Below are 17,881 nucleotides of genomic sequence, written 5' to 3' on the forward strand. Positions count from 1 at the left end.
AGCTGCGCATATATTAAGTTTCCCTGGCAATTTATCTACGAAGCCACCTTCAAAGATATTTTTTTAGGAACTAGCCATCTATCAGGATATCCTAATTTTTAAAACATCTCCTCAATCAACTGGGTGTAAAAATCTTTTACTTCCATCCCAATTGCACGGACCTGTTGGGAGATCAGGCTTGTTTCAGTCTGGCCGGGAACCGTGTTGATCTCGATGAAGTAAAACTTGGAAGTCTCCTGCTGTAGAAAATAGTCAATCCTCACCGCACCCTTACAATTGAGCTTTTCATAGACTTGGGTGACCACTCTTCCTACCCGCTCGATTTCCTCCTCATTCATGCGGCCCGGGGTAATTTCTTCACAGACTCCGGGAACATATTTTGCCTCGTAGTCAAAAAACTCCTTGCTGCTCACAATTTCGGTTGCGGGCAGAACAGTGATTTTTCCTTTCCCTTTAAAAACACCAATCGAAAACTCTCTCCCACTAACAAACTCCTCCACTAAGACCTGTTTATCTTCAGCAAATGCCTTTTCCAAAGCCTCAGGCAACTCTTCCCAGGTTTTTACTTTACTCATCCCAATGGAACTTCCTCCATTATTCGGTTTGATAAATAGAGGCAAAGTAAGCTCAGCTTTAATTTTGGAGAGGTTTTCATGGGAATTCTCAAAAAACTGAATGGACTTGGCCAAGTTCAGTTCTGGAATATCCTGCACAATCGCCTTCGTGTAGCCCTTGTTCATGGTGATGGCAGAGGTCAGTTGATCGCATGTCGTGTAGGGAATGCCCAACATATCAAAGTACCCTGCAAGTTTCCCGTCCTCACCCGGTGAGCCATGTAGAATATTGAAGACTCCATCGAATTTGATCTTTTCATCTCCCATGGCAATGCTGAAATCATTCAGGTCCACAGGGATTTTCTCCCCAGAGGCAGAAACAAAATGCCAATCCCCCGGATAGATTAGGATTTTATACACATCATATTTCTCTCGATCGATGGTTTTTTCGACTACGGCGGCACTTTTCAGGGAAATGACTGACTCTCCGGTAAAGCCTCCGGTCACTAAGGCAATTTTCTTCTTCATGGTGGGGAAAATCTAGGTACGAAATAGCTAATTTTCCGTTTAGACTCCAAAGTTTTCTGTAAAACCCTCCAAGGGTACGAAACCCTTGGAGGGTTAGTTTGAGGTTTCCTATATTCGCCCTCACTACCAATAGAATTTTACCCAAATCAAGACAATATGATTAAAAGTTGGAAAGTGCTGAGCCTGGCTTGGATCGCGACGATCGGAATGGCCCTCAGCACGCAGGCGCAAAGCCTGAAAAAAGTCACCCTTGAAGACGTCTTCAAAAAAGGAACCTTCTCCCAAAAATCTGTCTATGGCATCAATTGGATGAAAGACGGACAGTTTTACAGTTCATTAGTACAAAGAAATGGGGCCCCTGCAGTAGTCAAGATCAATTTGGCCACCGGAGCCGAAGCGGGAGTTCTTTTGGATGGAAAAGCATTGGGAGTGAACTTCTCAAGCTATTCCTTCAATTCAGATGAGACCAGAGCGCTTATTGCCACTGATGTAGAATCCATTTACAGACGTTCCTCCAAGGGTGTTTTTTATGTGGTGGATTTGGCAACTGGACAAAAGCAGCAGCTGATGAACGGAGAAAAAATCTCCTATGCGACCCTCTCTCCGGACAATGATAAAGTTGCATTTGTCAAGGACAACAACCTGTACATGGTAGAATTGGCCGGCAATAAGCTCACTCAAATCACCTCAGACGGAGAATGGAACAAAATCATCAATGGAGCTGCGGACTGGGTATATGAGGAAGAATTCTCCATGGCTCAGGCCTTCAAATGGTCTCCAGATGGCAAAAAGATCGCCTTTATCCGATTTGACGAAACTCAGGTACCGGAATTCAACATGCAGCTTTGGGGACCTCTATATCCTGAGGATTACAAGTTTAAATACCCCAAAGCGGGTGAAAAAAACTCAGAAGTCTCCATTCATATTTTTGATTTGAACTCTGGGAAAACACAAAAAATAGATGCAGGCGCAGAAACTGACATTTATCTTCCAAGAATCTACTGGACCAAAGACGCCAACACCTTGGCCTTTATCCGCATGAACAGACTTCAAAATCAATTGGATCTTTTTCATGCTAATGCCTCAACGGGTCAAAGCAAATTGATCATTTCCGAGACTTCCAAAACCTACGTAGATCTGGATTACAATGATGATCTTCAATACCTCAGTGATGGAAAAACCTTCATCCGGACGTCTGAGCAAGATGGATTCAAGCACATTTACCACCACAATTTGGACGGCAGCCTAATCCGTCAAATTACCACGGGCAATTGGGAAGTTACCTCTATGGTTGGAATCGATGAAAGAGCCAAAAAAGTCTATTTCCTTTCCACCGAAGCATCTCCTTTGGAAAGAAACTTCTATGTGATCAATCTGGACGGAAAGGGCAAAAAGATGCTTACTCCTGCAAAAGGAAGCCATACCATCAACATGAGCCCAGATCATAAGTTTTTCATCGACTACTATTCTACAGCAAACAACCCGGTAAAAGTCACCCTCAATGATGCTGCAGGAAAAGAGATCAAAGTATTGGAAGACAATCAGGCCTTGAAAGAAAAACTCGCAGGATTTGCCTTGGGGAAAAAGGAGTTTTTCACCTTCCCAACAGTAGATGGTACAGAACTGAATGGCTACATCATCAAACCGGCCGACTTTGACCCAGCGAAAAAATATCCGGTTTTGATGTATGTGTATGGAGGTCCAGGATCACAGAATGTCCTGAATTCTTGGGGAGGAACCCGGGATTTTTGGCATCAAGCCTTGGCAGCAGAAGGATTCATTGTAGCCTGTGTGGACAATCGGGGTACCGGAGCGCGAGGCCGTGACTTTAAGCATTCCACTTACGCGAATTTAGGCAAACTGGAAACCATCGACCAGATCGAAGGAGCGAAGTATTTTGCCAAAATGCCATTCGTCGATCCAGCACGAATCGGTATCTGGGGATGGTCGTATGGAGGCTACATGTCCTCCCTTTCCCTGATGATTGGAAATGAAGTATTTAAAACCGCCATCGCCGTGGCTCCGGTCACCACTTGGAGATACTACGACACCATCTACACCGAGCGGTACTTGCAGACCCCACAGCTTAATCCAGCGGGTTACGATGAAAATAGCCCCATTACTCATGTGAACAAGCTAAAAGGAAACTTTCTATTGATCCATGGAACTGGTGATGACAATGTACATTTCCAAAACTCCGTGGATTTGGTTGATGCCTTGATCAAGGCAGACAAGCAGTTTGAGACCTTTTACTATCCCAACAGAAATCACGGGATCTATGGGGGCAATACCACTTGGCACCTCTATACTCAGATGACAGATTTCTTGAAGAGAAAGTTGTAAAACCTCCGAACTCAAAACAAAAAACCGCAGGATGAAAATTCTGCGGTTTTTTATTGTAGCGATAGCTGAGAACTAAACGTCCTGACTCAAAATACTTTTTCTTAACCAAAATCAGCCTTTATGAAATATGCATTGAAAATTTTCCCTACACTGCTTTTATGCTTTATCCTTTTCTCTTGCCAAGACAATGAAGAACCTGAAAACCTACTTGATCAAGTGGGATTTGAAGGAACACTTCCAGACGGGGAAACCTCAAACTTCGAAACCAACTTTGAGGCAGAAAGCATCCCAATCGTATATAATTTCAAAACTGACGAAGATGGAAATGGAACAATTTACCAAGGTAATGTAGCCACCCATCTGTTGAAAATTAAAGAAACTACTAGAGGATTTGAGATCTACATAAGGCTTCCCGAGTTAAAGTGGTCGGATCAAGCCACTAGCGAGTTTAATTCCAAGTTTGTCTTCGAAGAAATCTACTCCTTTGACAAAGTGAAGGAGATTTTGAAAATAGGGGAAAAGAAAATAAGTGTGATAGACTTTAATTACAATAAAGAGGATTTTGGAGCAGTCCCTGATTTCTTTCAGGTTTACTATGTTCCGCAGGGAGCTCAAAGACCTTTCGAGTCAGGGCTTTACAATCCTTTTTTTCATGAGGGAAAATTTGAAATACCAACCGACAACTACCTTCGGGTAATAAGCCAAAGAGAGGGTACTTTTACTAATAATAAGGGAGAACAAAAACGGCTGCTTCTCGTGGAATTTGAACTTAAAATCCAAATGTACGAGATTGTAAATGGTGAAGGTTATGTATTTAGACAGCCCTTAGATGGTAAATTAAGGTTGGCTTTCCGAGAGGATATTCCAGATTGGGCGAAATAATCAATCAATCTTAATCTGATCCAGGTAAAACTTCATCCGGCTGTGATTCCGGGGAAGAAAGTCGATCTTGTCAATTTTATCCAACTTGTGGTTGTAAAAAACTTCAATATACTCATCCTCCAGCAGGTAGAGATTGATTTTATGCCCGTAATATCGGATAGCCACCACAAATGTCCCCTCCATAAAAAGGATTTTGATTTTTTGGTGTAAGGGCATATGCAGAAACTCTTCTCGGCTCATTCAGATCAACTTTACTTCTCAGACATGAATTTAACCAAAATGGTTTCGATTCCTTGGAATTCCTTAATCAAAACCCTGTCCGATGCAAAAGCCGGATTTCATCTTTTTGGCGATTAAGCCCAACTTTACTCAGGTTTTTCACAATAAAATCCTGAGTAATTCTTTCCTTAACTATTGAATTGTAATTTTCCAACCGGTAAACTTGGAAAGAAACTAAACCAGAGTTCGTGAATCAAAAACGCATTTTTAAAGGCTTGCTCCTGACCCTTGTGTTGGGTTGTCTATTTTTCCAGAGTTGCAAATCCAAAAAGAAAATCCCTAAGGATTCACCGGCATTCACGGTGATCCAAACAGCCAAATCTTACTACGGGACGCCCTACAAGTATGGGGGAACCACCAGAAGCGGAATGGACTGTTCAGCCTTGGTTTTTCATGCCTATTATGCGGCTGGAATCAATCTTCCCAGAATGTCTGCTGACCAGAGCAAGGTAGGAAAGCGAATCAAACTGCAAGAAGTTCGCCCCGGAGACCTACTCTTTTTTGCCACCGGAAGGCGAAAAAATCAGGTCAGCCATTCAGGAATTGTCACAGAGGTCTCGAAAGAAAATGTCAGATTTATTCATGCCTCCACCTCTTTGGGCGTTTCGGAAGATTATATGAGCAATAGCTATTGGAAAAAAGCCTTCCTGTTCGCTACGAGGATTTTGGAATAAAGTGCCTGTTGCTCAAAAAAATGGATAGATCTAAAATCAAGTGGATTCAATGAGGATTTATTTTCCAAATATCCTTTGGTATTAAGCTTTTCTGCCTAATTTTGCGCTCGAATTAAGAAAGCGTATCCTTTTTACATTTCATCTAATCAAATGGCAAATATTGGAAAGATAACTCAGGTAATCGGGCCCGTAGTGGACGTTTCCTTTGAAGGCGGCAAGCTGCCAAACATCCTAGACGCATTGGAAGTAACCAAAGAAAACGGCCAAGTGGTGGTTATGGAGGTTCAGCAGCATCTGGGTGAAGACCGCGTAAGAACCATCGCGATGGATTCTTCCGAAGGCATGGTAAGAGGTATGGAAGTGAAAGACATGGGTCAGCCCATTTCAGTCCCTACCGGAGAAGCTATCAAAGGCCGTCTTTTCAACGTGGTGGGTGAAGCCATCGATGGCTTGCCTCAGGTACCAGCCGGTAAGAGACTCCCTATCCACAGATCTGCTCCAAAATTTGAAGATCTTTCCACTTCTACCGAAGTATTATTCACAGGTATCAAAGTAATCGACTTGATCGAACCTTATGCAAAAGGAGGTAAAATCGGTCTTTTCGGTGGTGCCGGTGTAGGTAAGACGGTATTGATTCAGGAATTGATCAACAACATTGCCAAAGCTTATTCTGGTTTGTCCGTATTTGCCGGTGTAGGTGAAAGAACCCGTGAAGGAAACGACCTTTTGAGAGAAATGATCGAGTCTGGCATCGTGACTTACGGTGAAGACTTTATCCATAGCTTGGAAGAAGAAGGCGGATGGGATCTTTCCAAAGTTGACATGAAGAAATTGGAAGACTCCAAGGCAACCTTCGTGTTTGGTCAGATGAACGAGCCTCCAGGAGCACGTGCTCGAGTAGCCTTGACAGGTTTGACTCTTGCTGAATACTATCGAGACGGTGATGGTTCAGGACAAGGAAAGGACATCCTTTTCTTTATTGACAACATCTTCCGATTCACTCAGGCAGGTTCTGAAGTATCCGCACTTTTGGGACGTATGCCTTCTGCAGTAGGTTACCAGCCTACTTTGGCTACCGAAATGGGTGCCATGCAGGAAAGAATTACTTCCACTAAGAATGGCTCCATTACTTCCGTACAGGCTGTTTACGTACCTGCGGATGACTTGACTGACCCGGCTCCAGCGACAACCTTTGCGCACTTGGACGCTACCACAGTATTGTCTAGAAAGATTGCAGAATTGGGTATCTACCCAGCGGTGGATCCTTTGGATTCTACTTCCAGAATTCTTTCTCCAGACATCTTGGGTGATGACCACTACAACTGTGCTCAGCGAGTGAAGGAAATCCTACAGCGATACAAAGAATTGCAGGACATCATCGCCATCTTGGGTATGGAAGAACTTTCTGAGGAAGATAAGCAGGTCGTTCACAGAGCTCGTCGAGTTCAGCGATTCTTGTCTCAGCCATTCCACGTTGCGGAGCAGTTTACAGGCTTGAAAGGTGTATTGGTTGATATCAAAGACACCATCAAAGGCTTCAACATGATCATGGACGGAGAATTGGATCATCTTCCTGAAGCAGCCTTCAACTTGGTAGGTAGCATCGAAGATGCAATCGCTAAGGGCGAGAAGATGTTGGCTGAAGTTAAGTAAGAAAATTAGTTACTGGTTATTAGTGATTAGGAGCATCAGTCTCCCTATTAACTCAATAACTGTTTACTCAATAACTAAACAAACATGCAGTTAGAAATCATCACTCCAGACAAGAAGGTCTTCGAAGGCCAAGTGACAGAGGCGAGCTTCCCTGGGGCATCCGGTGCTTTTCAGGTCTTGAACAACCACGCTCCGATTGTATCTGCGTTGGCAAAAGGCAATATTTCCTTCACCACCAAAGAAGGAGGCAAAGTCACGATGCTGGTAGAAGGAGGAGTGGTAGAAGTGAACAAAAATGTAATTATGGTTTTAGCTGAAAAAGTAGTCAGCTAATCTCAAAAATAAATAATTGGAAAAGTCCAACTCTTTCGGGTTGGACTTTTTCTTTTGATGAACCTTGGTCATTTAATTATTATTTCCCTACATTTGTGCCCACGAAAGGGGGTGTATACTTATGATCATTGTAAACGTAAAAGAGAACGAATCCATCGAAAAAGCGCTAAGGCGTTTTAAAAAGAAGTTTGACAAGACCGGTGCGGTTCGCGAACTTAGAGCCCGTCAGGCTTTCACCAAACCTTCCGTAAAAAGAAGAGATCAAGTTATCAAAGCTGCTTACAAGCAAAGACTTCAAAACGAAGCTAACAAGTAATTCACTTTGATTTGACACATAGAAACCTGCTCCTTTGAGCAGGTTTTTTTTTGCCTGAATGATTTTTGTCAGTGGATCTTCCTGATTTTTCCCCTACCTTAATTCAAGCAAGAGCATCACATGATCGATTCTTTTATCAATTATTTGGAATTCGAGAAGCGCAGTAGCGCTCATACAGTATTGGCCTATAAAAAGGATCTGGAACAAGCGGCGGAGTTTGTGAGCATCTCCTTTGAAATTTCAGCATTGGAGTTCTGCACCCATACAGAGCTTAGAGCTTGGATTATTGATTTGGTAGAACAGGGCCTTAGTGCCACGACCGTAAACAGGAAGCTGGCCACCCTAAGGTCCTATTATAAGTTCCTCATGAGGTCTAAAGTGATCAGCATGGACCCTACCTATAAGTTAAAATCCCTTAAAACCCCCAAAAAACTTCCCGAATTTGTGCAGGAGGAATCCATTTCTTCCGTTTTAAGTGAAGAAGTCTATTCGGATACTTTTGAAGGACAACGGGACAAGATGATAATGGAGTTTTTATACCTTACAGGGGTCAGACTTTCGGAACTGATCGGATTAAAATGGAAAGACATTAACCTGATCGAGGATCAGGTAAAGGTGCTCGGTAAAAGACAAAAAGAAAGAATTATTCCAATCACAAAATCACTGAAACAAAATATCCTTTTGTATCAAAAAGTATTTCAGGAAAGATTTTCAAAACTTGATGGGAATTCCTATTTTATTGTGAGCAATAAGGGGGAGCAAAGTTATCCGATGATGATCTACAGGATAGTCAGACAGTATTTGGATCTTTTTGCGCAAAACACGCGACGAAGTCCCCATTTGCTCCGCCACACCTTTGCCACCCACTTACTTAACAAAGGAGCCGACCTTAATGCGGTAAAAGACCTTCTGGGCCACGCTAATTTGGCCGCAACCCAAGTCTACACCCACAACACTATGGAAAAACTTAAGGCTGTGTTTGAACAGGCACATCCTAAAGCATAATTAATCTATTGTTCAACCCTAAATGCAATTATTATGAAACTGCAGATGCACTCTATCCACTTCGACGCGGATCAAAAATTGATCGACTTTATTCAGAAAAAAGCGGACAAGCTGGATACCTTTTATGACCGAATCATTGACGGTGAGGTTTTTATGAGACTTGACAAAAATGAGAAAAACGCAAATAAAATCGTTGAAATCAAACTCAACACTCCTGGAAAGCAGTTTTTTGCTAAACACCAAGATGAATCTTTCGAAGCCGCTGCTGATGAAGCTGTAGAAGGACTCAGAAGACAGATCAAGAAATTCAAAGAAAAAGTCGTTCTGGCTAAACAATAAATCCGGTCAATTTTTATCAAAACCCTCAGGCAACTGGGGGTTTTTCTTTTCATCTTTGCCGAATGAAAAATCAAGGGTCCTACACGTTGCTTTTTTGGATAATCAATGCTTCCCTAGTTGTTTTTAAGCTACTTTTTGCATTGCGCCCTGATCTTGATCTCTTTACCGAAGAAGCCCAATACTGGCTTTGGTCAAGAAATCTAGACTGGCAATATTATTCAAAGCCTCCCATGGTAGCGGTATTAAACTACCTAAGCACATGCACTTTTGGACATACCGAATTTGCTATTAGGCTGACCCCCGCAATCTTGGGCTTTTTCTCCGCAGGTCTTATTTACTCTTTTGCAAAAAAGGTCTATCAATCCTCAGAAATCGGGTTTTGGGCAGGAACCGTTTTTCTAGCAATGCCCATTACCTTTTTGGAGTTTACTTTTCATACCACAGATACTTCCATGTCATTTTTCTGGATCCTTGCTTGGTATGGATTATACCTCGCCATCCATTCAGAAGGGAAAAAATACTGGGTTTTAACTGGGATTGCAGCAGCCTTGGGAATCCTCTCCAAAAGCACCATGCTCTTGATATTCCCTGCTGGATTTCTTTATTTAATGATCCTAGGGTCCTGGAAAAAGCATCTCCCAAATTTCCTGCTTTTTGGTGTCATCTCTTTATTGGGATTTATCCCCGGCATCATCTGGAACTTCCAACACGACTTCTACACCTTCAGACATATTGCCACCTTGGGAGGTGCAAATTCAGGAGGCACTCAAAACTTTGATTTTGGTTTGCTTTTGGCGAGAACTTCCGAATACTTAGGAGGGCAATTGGCCATGGTATCTTTATTCTTCCTTCCATTTTTCCTATTGGCATTTAAACGATTGGTGAAAACCAAGAATGAAACTTCATTTTTCCTGGCCCTACCTGGACTTTTGACCTTTTTGGGCTTTGGCGCACTGAGTCTTAAGACTTGGGTGGAAGTGAACTGGCCGGGATTCACTTACAGCACTTTTGCTGTTTTCCTTGCTCCGGTATTGGTATCCCTTTCTCCTTCTTGGAAAAAATACAGAAACCTAGCCACAGGACTGAGCCTTATCCTTATAATTCTACTATATATCCCAAATTTTGGAAACTGGAAATCATCCGGCCCGATTTCCCAAGGAGAAAAAGCTTTGGTAAAACGGATGTTGGGCTATGAAGAACTTGGCTTACGCGTCCAAGCTTTGGCAGATAGCCTTGGAGGATCAAACCCTGTGATCTTCAGCGAAAGCTATCATACGGCTTCAGAGTTGGCCTTTTACATGCCTTCTCATCCCCAAACTCTGGTAATCAATATGGGGAGTCGAAAAAATCAATGGGATCTTTGGCCGGGAATGGACCTTCAGGTAGGAAAACAAGGCCGATTCATTTTTGTCTCCAGAAATCAGGAAAGCCCACAAGAGGTTGCCAAATTTGCAAGATTAATCCATGAGGAAGAGCTTCCCTATTATTTTGGAGATGAACCTATGGGCAAGTCAAAAATCCAAATCTGGGAGCATCTTTTGGAATATAATCCCGTGAATACCTCTTCCTACTAATTCAACAGCAAGGATACTCTAAATCATCACTTTTGATTCCGGTGGGATTTATGGGTAGTTTTGCGCTTTAATTTTGACCTCATGAGCAAGCCTTTACTTTCCGTAGTCATTACGGTCTATAATGAAGAAGAAAACATCCAACCTCTTCTTGAGGCAACCTACGGTGCACTTTCCGGTATTGACTATGAAATAATCCTAATCGAAGATGGATCTACAGATGGCACTGTCTCGGAGGTAAAGAAATATGCCAATGACCGGACCCGGCTGATCATTTTCAATAAAAACTACGGACAAACCACAGCCTTGGCAGCTGGGATAGACAGCGCGACAGGTACCTACATCGCCACGATGGACGGAGATCTGCAAAATGACCCGACAGACATCCCCACTATGCTTCAAAAGGCTATCGACGAGGACTGGGATGTAGTGGCAGGAAGAAGAGCCAAACGAAAGGATGGTTTTGTGTTGAGAAAATTCCCTTCCAAAATCGCCAATTGGGTGATCCGAAACACCACCAAAGTTTACCTTAACGACTATGGCTGTACCCTACGGGTGTATAAGGCCGAAATTGCCCAAAACATGGGCTTGTATGGAGAGCTTCATCGCTTCATTCCCGTCTTAGCTAAGCAGCAAGGCGCAAAAATGACCGAGGTCGATGTCAAACATCATCCTCGAATTCACGGAACATCCAAATATGGATTGAGCCGAACTTTCAAGGTTTTGGCCGATTTGATTTTGATGCTGTTTTTCCAAAAATACTTCCAACGGCCCATCCACCTGTTTGGAGGCTTAGGCTTGATTTCCTTTTTCCTAGGGTCCTTGATCAGTCTGTACTTACTCATCGTGAAATTAATGGGTGAGGATATCTGGGGACGACCTATCATGATTTTAGGCTTTATTCTGATTTTGGGCGGCATTCAATTGATTACCACAGGAATAATAGCTGAAATCATCGTCCGAACCTATTTTGAATCGCAGAATAAGAAAACCTATACCATTCGCTCAGTTTATCAGGGGCTGCTTGTCTCCAAACTAGACCGCCCTCAAGCTATCCCTACCCCAGAAGAAAAATAAACCCCGAGCAGTGGAAGCAAAATCCCGATTTCCGAAAAAGGCCAAGACAGCAGGCAAACTCCTGCTGACGGGACTGGCACTTTATCTGGTATTTCGGAAAATCGACACCCGTCAACTTTGGGACCTAGCTCAATCCATCCAATTTCTTTGGCTGATTCCCGCAGTCATTCTTTTTGTGCTTAGCAAAATCGCTACATCCATCCGCTTGAACCAATATTTTAAAAACATTGGAATTCATCTCTCTGAGCTAAAAAACTGGAAGCTTTACCTCATCGGAATGTTTTACAACCTTTTTCTTCCCGGGGGAATCGGCGGTGATGGATACAAAGTGTATTTGCTGAATAAGCATTTCAAAACTCCCATAAAAAAGCTGGTTCAGTCAGCACTATTGGATAGGCTGGGTGGATTGGTCGCCATAGTTTTCCTGTTATTTGCGCTGTTTCTTTGGGTAGACATCCGCCTGGATTTTTTAGAAAGCGATCTTTGGAATGGTTTGATGATTGCTGGGTTGATTTTGACCCTGCCTGCTTTCTGGCTAGTGCAAAAGCTTTTTTTCAAAGACTTTCTTCCCTCCTTTTGGACAGGAAATAGTTGGTCCTTTGCGGGGCAGATTTTACAGCTGCTCTGTGCTTGGATGATTCTATTGGCTTTAGGAATCGAGGAAAAGATTCTGGCCTATCAGCTGGTATTTTTACTTTCTTCCATCGTGGCTGTACTTCCTTTGACCATCGGAGGAGTGGGTGCTAGGGAATTGGTTTTTGTATATGCCCACACTTACGCAGGAATCGAAGAGACGGCAGCCGTGGCTTTCAGTTTGATCTTTTTCCTGATTTCAGCCGGAGTTTCCTTGATAGGAGCTGGAATTAAAGTGGATTTGAAGGAAGGCTGATTTTTCAAAAAACCTTTCCCTTTATTTGGGCAAAGAGGTGTCCTGACCTTTTTTAAATTTTTACCTTTGCCACAAATCCAAAAACATGAACAGAGCTGAACTATTCTCCCAAATCCAACAAAAATCCTCCTTTCTCTGTGTAGGCTTAGATCCAGATTTGGCGAAAATTCCAGCTCACTTGCTTTCGGAACCTGATCCGATTTTCAGTTTTTGCAGACAGATTGTAGAGGAAACAGCAGATTTTGCGGTAGCCTATAAACCCAACATTGCTTTTTTTGAAGCTTTGGGATCAAAGGGATGGGAAACTCTACAAAAAGTCCAGGAAATTCTTCCCTCCGATACGTTTTCTATTGCCGACGCTAAACGTGGAGACATCGGAAACACTTCCAAGCTCTATGCAAAGGCCTTTTTTGAAACCATGAATTTCGATTCGATCACCGTGGCGCCTTACATGGGGCAGGATTCGGTGACTCCTTTTCTGGATTTTGAAAATAAATGGGTCATCCTACTGGCCCTGACTTCAAATGCAGGATCTATGGATTTCCAGCTCATAGAAGGGCAAAATGGTAAACCACTTTATCAATCCGTGTTGGAAAAAAGCCAAGCCTGGGGCAGTCCTGAAAACCTGATGTATGTCGTGGGAGCTACTCGTGGAGAATTGATTGGAGAAGTGAGAAAAGCAGCTCCAGAACATTTTTTCCTTGTTCCGGGTGTAGGTGCTCAAGGAGGCAGCTTATCTGAAGTTGCAAAATATGGCATGAACTCCAACTGCGGGCTTTTGGTCAATTCCAGCCGGGGAATCATCTATGCGTCAGGAGAAAAAGACTTTGCCAAGGTAGCCAGAAAGGAGGCCCAAAAGCTTCAAGAAGAGATGAAGGGGCTTTTAGATACGTACTTGTCCTAAAAATATTTCGAACCTAACTGCTCTATTTGCCGAGAAATTTCAACTCTTCTTTCTTCAGAAGTAAAAAAACCTCCGATCGACTCACCTTCGATCCAGTCTAATATTGGTTTAATTGCTTCGCCTTTCTGAAGCGCACCTCGCAGTTTGGGAATGTACATGAGGTATTCTTCCCAAAGGTTATGTTCAAATCCCTCCATCCTACCCACACCTATCGGATCCCAATCCATTAGCTGTGCATTGATCTTTTTATCCAAAAGATCGAGCTTCTGTAACCTTTCCATCTGGCGAGGGGTAGATATTGGAATTTTCAATTTTGGAAAGAATTGATTTTAGAATGGAAAGTTATTATTTTCCATAAACTTTTAGTCCTCAAATTTTTATGAATTTCAGAGAAGACTTTTTACAGCTGGTCTGGAAGTATCAGTACTTCGACCGTAAAGAACTAAAAACCACAGACGGCCAATCTATCCAAGTCCATAATGTAGGATTTCACAATCAGGGTGAAGGACCTGATTTTAGAGATGCCACGATTGTATTGGACAAAATCACCCTTCATGGACATGTGGAAGTCCATCGCTTGGCCTCAGAATGGAAACAACACGCTCATGGTGGGGATCCAGCTTATAATTCGGTAATCCTTCATGTAGTATGGGAAAATGACCGGGAAGTACGCCGCAATGACGGCACGCTCATGCCTACTTTAGAATTGAAAGGGAAAATCTTTCTCGAGATCTGGAGAAATTATGAAAATCTCCTTGACTTCAAATCCGATCTTCCCTGCGCTCATGCTATTCAGGCTGTACCTGAAATTGTTCGTTTTTCAGCCTTGGAAAAGGCTTTGGTAGAAAGACTTCAGGAAAAATCACAGCATATCCTGGAAATTTTGGAGCATACCAAAGGAGACTGGGAGGAAACTGCCTATCGATGGCTTTTCGCCTGCTTTGGTTTTAAGGTCAACAAAGTACCGATGTCCGAACTTGCTACACTGGTTTCCTATAAAATCCTCCAAAAACATCGGAATCAGCTCCCGGTTCTGGAAGCTATTCTACTTGGACAAGCCGGACTTTTACCCGAAAAGTCTGATGAACCCTATGTCCAATTTCTGATTAAGGAGTATGATTTTTATCAGAAAAAGTTTGGCTGGAATCACCGACTCACCCGCCCACAATGGTCTTTCATGGGAGCCAGGCCTACCAATTTCCCAACCTTGAGAATCGCACAGCTTGCATCCATACTTTCCCAAGGTCCAAGCCTCCTTCAATCCGTCATGGAGGAAAATCGGGAGTTTTCTGGCTTCAAAAAAATGCTCCAAGTGAGCCCCTCAAGCTACTGGCAACACCATTACAATTTTGGGGCTCCAACAGAAAAAATAGCTTCCAAAGGCATCTCAGGCCCAACTCTTGAGTTGCTGGTCATCAATTTCATCATGCCAATATGGTTTGCTTATGGGAGATATTTTGAGCAGTCGGAGTGGCAGGAACGATGTTTTGACTTACTCCAGACGATCCCTGCTGAGAATAATTTTATCATCCGAAAATATGCCGAGAAGGCCTGGAAAGCTGAAAATGCCTTTGATTCGCAAGGCATGATCGGATTGTACCGTGGGTATTGCCAAGCTCAAAAATGTCTTTCCTGCAAGATTGGACAAAGCCTGCTCAAGGGGCAATCCAAATGAAATTTTGCGCAAGCCCCGCATTTACTGTACTTTTGCAGTCCAAAAATCTCACAATTCATGGACAAACCGGTGATCATTCTGGGCGCAAAGGGGATTGCCCATCCAGCATTAGAAATCTTCAACAGCAATCAGGTCATTGTGTACGGATTTCTGGATGAGGATTCTAGCATGTATGGAACCGAGATCAACAATGTCCCAGTCTTAGGCCATACCGAAGACGAAGGCTTTTTGAAGTTGATCGGAAAGAAAACCGAAGCCTTTGTAGCTGTTGACGACAGCAAATACCGGAAATTCCTGGTGGAAATGCTTCAGGAAAATCGCAAAATGCAACCTGTGAATGCCATCCACCAAAGAGCCTACATTTCCACAGATGCGGCTTTGGGACATGGCAACTTCATCAATGCCAATGTGAGCATAGGTGCTGGATCCGTGGTAGGTAGTCATTGTATTTTCCATACCGGTGCGATCTTAGACCATCAAGTAAAAATCGGAGACTTTGTCCAGATCGGTGCAGGTTCAATCATCAACGCCGAAGTGACTATTGAGGAAGGGGCATTTATCGGGTCTGGAGTCACCATAGTCGCAGGTGTCACCATTGGAAAAGGTGCGAGAGTAGGAGCAGGATCTGTGGTGATTTCCTCTGTAGGTAAAAATGAAACTGTCTTCGGTAACCCGGCTGCAAAAGTGAAATGATTTGAGATTTGAGATTTGAGATTTGAGATTAAATAAAAGAAATAACGAATAATGAATGCTGAACGCCGAATGATGAAGTGAAACATCGGACATAAAGCATCGGACATATATCAATCATCAATCCGAACACCCTGCCGAAACAGGGCTCTAGTTATGGAAAACACAAACAACAGACCTTACAGCATACTGCTGTACTATTGCTACGCCAAAATTGATAATCCCGAAGAATACCGGGAGCAACATCATCTCTTCTGTGTAGAAAACAACATCCGAGGCCGAATCATCATTTCTGATGAAGGATTGAACGGAACAGTTTCGGGACTTCATGCCGACTGCGAGAAGTACATGGCCTACATCCATTCGGATCCGAGATTTGCTAAGACAGAGTTCAAGATTGACACCCACGAGAAGCACGCTTTTGCAAAAATTCATGTGCGTTACAAGCCTGAAATCGTCCATTCCTCTCTTCGCCATCTGGATCCCAACGTGCGAACTGGAAAACATCTCGAGCCTGAAGAATTCAAAAAGCTCAAGGATCAGGAGGATGTCGTAATCCTGGATGTGCGGTCCAATTACGAACACGAATTGGGGCGTTTTAAAAATGCAATCACCCTAGACATCGATAACTTCCGTGATTTCCCCGAGAAAGTGAAGGAACTGGAGCACCTGAAAAACAAGAAAGTTCTGACCTACTGTACCGGGGGGATTAAATGCGAAAAAGCATCTGCTTTCCTTTTGGAACAAGGCTTTGAAGATGTGTATCAGCTTCATGGTGGCATCATCAAGTACGGGATGGAAGCAGGTGGAGAGGACTTCGAAGGAAAGTGCTATGTATTCGACAACAGGATTGCGGTAGATGTCAACAAGGTAAACCCTAAGGTGATTTCCAAGTGCCACGTTTGCGGAACAAATTCTGACCGCATGGTCAACTGTGCCAATCCCAAGTGCAATGAGCATCTTCCAATTTGCGAAAAATGCGGTTGGGAACTCGATGGAGCCTGCTCAGTGGAGTGCAAAGAGCATCCCGAAAAGCGACCTTATGACGGCACAGGTTATTACCAGAAAAACACCAATGGATACAACCCATTCAAAGGCCTACATCGCCCTGCATCCAAAGACTTGGTAACACATGGAGAAAAGACAAATTCCTGAATCTGAATTGATCCTCAATTCGGATGGTAGCATTTACCATTTGCATTTGAAGCCAGAACACCTGGCTTCAACTGTTTTCACCGTGGGAGATCCAGAACGAGTCTCTTTGGTGTCCAGATATTTTGATCAAGTGGATTTCAAGATTCAAAAACGTGAGTTCGTTACTCATACGGGTTGGAAAAACGGAAAGAGAATCACCGTGATGAGTACCGGCATGGGAACTGACAATATTGAGATTTTAATGACCGAGCTGGATGCCTTGGTCAATATTGACTTGGATTCCAGAGTAGTCAAAGACCAAAAATCAGCCCTAAAAATCATCCGAATCGGAACCTCAGGAAGCATGCAGGCGGACATTCCAGTGGGGTCTCATCTGGCCTCCGCAATCGGAATTGGAATGGATTCTCTGATGACTTATTACCCTGAGCTTTGTGAAGATCAAGGATTGGCCACTGCTATCCAAAAAAACCTTGGACTACCTTTTACTCCTTACCAAGCTGCAGCGTCGGATATTTTATTCAACCAGCTCGATGAAAGCTTTTTACGGGGAATTACAGTCACTTGCCCCGGATTTTATGCGCCTCAGGGCCGGGAGGTACGGCTAAAGCCACGCTTTGAAACCTTAATTGAGACCATCTCAGAAACACAGGTTGAAGGAAAAAGACCGACCAATTTTGAAATGGAAACTGCCGGCTACTATGCATTGGGAAAACTTTTGGGCCACGAAATGCTCAGCTTGAATGCCATCGTAGCCAATCGGCCACTCAAAAAATTTGATGCCCAAGCCGAAAAAACTGTAGACTCTTTGATTCAAAAAACCCTGAATATTTTTACCCAATAAGCACTTTATCGTCGATTTATTTTTTCGTTAAACAGCCTTGAGTGACCATTGCTCAAGGGTTATAACTGTTTATCCTAGCGAGAGCCCGGTTATTGGAGAATCCGGTAAAAGCGAAACATTTTTCTCTCAATTGGGTATTTATAATAGAACATATTGATAATGAGCTATTTGCA

19 protein-coding genes are annotated in these 17,881 nt (G+C 43.1%); 16 read left to right on the forward strand and 3 right to left on the reverse strand.

Annotated elements, in window-relative coordinates:
- Positions 1-98: 98 nt before the first annotated feature.
- A complete protein-coding gene (locus G458_RS0102635; protein WP_026950528.1) occupies positions 99-1,082 on the reverse strand; it encodes a D-alanine--D-alanine ligase in 984 nt (327 codons plus the stop codon).
- A gap of 207 nt (positions 1,083-1,289) precedes the next feature.
- On the opposite strand from G458_RS0102635, the gene G458_RS0102640 reads away from it, so the two are divergent.
- Both G458_RS0102640 and G458_RS0102645 read left to right on the forward strand, forming a co-directional pair.
- Positions 1,290-3,425 carry a S9 family peptidase gene (locus G458_RS0102640; RefSeq protein WP_211234615.1) on the forward strand — a complete coding sequence of 712 codons (2,136 nt, stop codon included), beginning with the start codon at positions 1,290-1,292 and terminating at the stop codon, positions 3,423-3,425.
- Positions 3,426-3,545: 120 nt separating this feature from the next.
- Positions 3,546-4,307, forward strand: coding sequence for a hypothetical protein (locus G458_RS0102645; protein ID WP_026950530.1), 762 nt, complete (start codon positions 3,546-3,548; stop codon positions 4,305-4,307).
- Here G458_RS0102645 and G458_RS0102650 read toward each other — a convergent pair whose 3' ends face one another.
- Positions 4,308-4,547: a hypothetical protein gene (locus G458_RS0102650; protein WP_026950531.1), complete on the reverse strand. Its 240-nt coding sequence runs from the start codon at positions 4,545-4,547 to the stop codon at positions 4,308-4,310. It lies immediately after the preceding gene.
- A 227-nt stretch (positions 4,548-4,774) separates the two neighbouring features.
- Here G458_RS0102650 and G458_RS0102660 point away from each other — a divergent pair, with 227 nt between their 5' ends.
- The 10 genes from G458_RS0102660 (at position 4,775) to pyrF (ending at position 13,347) form a co-directional block, all read left to right on the forward strand.
- The gene (locus G458_RS0102660; RefSeq protein WP_026950532.1) at positions 4,775-5,260 is read left to right on the forward strand and encodes a C40 family peptidase; all 486 of its coding nucleotides are present in this window, start codon (positions 4,775-4,777) and stop codon (positions 5,258-5,260) included.
- Between the two features lie 150 nt (positions 5,261-5,410).
- Positions 5,411-6,913, forward strand: coding sequence for a F0F1 ATP synthase subunit beta (atpD, locus tag G458_RS0102665; RefSeq protein WP_026950533.1), 1,503 nt, complete (start codon positions 5,411-5,413; stop codon positions 6,911-6,913).
- An 84-nt stretch (positions 6,914-6,997) separates the two neighbouring features.
- Complete coding sequence (atpC, locus tag G458_RS0102670; RefSeq protein WP_026950534.1) at positions 6,998-7,246, forward strand: ATP synthase F1 subunit epsilon; 249 nt, start codon at positions 6,998-7,000, stop codon at positions 7,244-7,246.
- A 121-nt stretch (positions 7,247-7,367) separates the two neighbouring features.
- Positions 7,368-7,562: a 30S ribosomal protein S21 gene (rpsU, locus tag G458_RS0102680; protein ID WP_026950535.1), complete on the forward strand. Its 195-nt coding sequence runs from the start codon at positions 7,368-7,370 to the stop codon at positions 7,560-7,562.
- Between the two features lie 120 nt (positions 7,563-7,682).
- The gene (locus G458_RS0102685) at positions 7,683-8,567 is read left to right on the forward strand and encodes a tyrosine-type recombinase/integrase (protein WP_026950536.1); all 885 of its coding nucleotides are present in this window, start codon (positions 7,683-7,685) and stop codon (positions 8,565-8,567) included.
- Positions 8,568-8,600: 33 nt separating this feature from the next.
- The gene (hpf, locus tag G458_RS0102690; protein WP_026950537.1) at positions 8,601-8,906 is read left to right on the forward strand and encodes a ribosome hibernation-promoting factor, HPF/YfiA family; all 306 of its coding nucleotides are present in this window, start codon (positions 8,601-8,603) and stop codon (positions 8,904-8,906) included.
- A gap of 62 nt (positions 8,907-8,968) precedes the next feature.
- A complete protein-coding gene (locus tag G458_RS0102695; RefSeq protein ID WP_026950538.1) occupies positions 8,969-10,480 on the forward strand; it encodes an ArnT family glycosyltransferase in 1,512 nt (503 codons plus the stop codon).
- 81 nt (positions 10,481-10,561) lie between these two features.
- On the forward strand, positions 10,562-11,554 hold the full coding sequence (locus G458_RS20065; protein WP_051286985.1) for a glycosyltransferase family 2 protein: 993 nt from the start codon (positions 10,562-10,564) through the stop codon (positions 11,552-11,554).
- A gap of 10 nt (positions 11,555-11,564) precedes the next feature.
- The gene (locus tag G458_RS0102705; RefSeq protein WP_026950539.1) at positions 11,565-12,443 is read left to right on the forward strand and encodes a lysylphosphatidylglycerol synthase transmembrane domain-containing protein; all 879 of its coding nucleotides are present in this window, start codon (positions 11,565-11,567) and stop codon (positions 12,441-12,443) included.
- Between the two features lie 85 nt (positions 12,444-12,528).
- Complete coding sequence (gene pyrF, locus G458_RS0102710) at positions 12,529-13,347, forward strand: orotidine-5'-phosphate decarboxylase (RefSeq protein WP_026950540.1); 819 nt, start codon at positions 12,529-12,531, stop codon at positions 13,345-13,347.
- On the opposite strand, the gene G458_RS0102715 is transcribed toward pyrF, so the two are convergent.
- Positions 13,344-13,628 (reverse strand): hypothetical protein, encoded by a 285-nt coding sequence (locus tag G458_RS0102715; protein ID WP_026950541.1) that lies wholly within the window; start codon positions 13,626-13,628, stop codon positions 13,344-13,346. The two genes, pyrF and G458_RS0102715, sit on opposite strands and share 4 nt — an antisense overlap.
- 98 nt (positions 13,629-13,726) lie before the next feature.
- On the opposite strand from G458_RS0102715, the gene G458_RS0102720 reads away from it, so the two are divergent.
- The 4 genes from G458_RS0102720 to G458_RS0102735 all read left to right on the forward strand — a co-directional run bounded on the left by G458_RS0102720 (position 13,727) and on the right by G458_RS0102735 (position 17,708).
- The gene (locus tag G458_RS0102720; RefSeq protein WP_026950542.1) at positions 13,727-15,022 is read left to right on the forward strand and encodes a DUF2851 family protein; all 1,296 of its coding nucleotides are present in this window, start codon (positions 13,727-13,729) and stop codon (positions 15,020-15,022) included.
- Positions 15,023-15,079: 57 nt separating this feature from the next.
- Positions 15,080-15,715, forward strand: coding sequence for an acetyltransferase (locus tag G458_RS0102725; protein WP_026950543.1), 636 nt, complete (start codon positions 15,080-15,082; stop codon positions 15,713-15,715).
- 153 nt (positions 15,716-15,868) lie between these two features.
- Entirely contained in the window at positions 15,869-16,867 is a 999-nt protein-coding gene (gene trhO, locus G458_RS0102730) for an oxygen-dependent tRNA uridine(34) hydroxylase TrhO (RefSeq protein ID WP_026950544.1), read from the forward strand.
- Positions 16,845-17,708, forward strand: coding sequence for a nucleoside phosphorylase (locus G458_RS0102735; RefSeq protein ID WP_026950545.1), 864 nt, complete (start codon positions 16,845-16,847; stop codon positions 17,706-17,708). Before trhO ends, G458_RS0102735 begins: the two co-directional genes overlap by 23 nt.
- Positions 17,709-17,881 lie beyond the last annotated feature (173 nt).

Source organism: Algoriphagus mannitolivorans DSM 15301 (assembly GCF_000429425.1).
Taxonomy (GTDB): Bacteria; Bacteroidota; Bacteroidia; order Cytophagales; family Cyclobacteriaceae; genus Algoriphagus; species Algoriphagus mannitolivorans.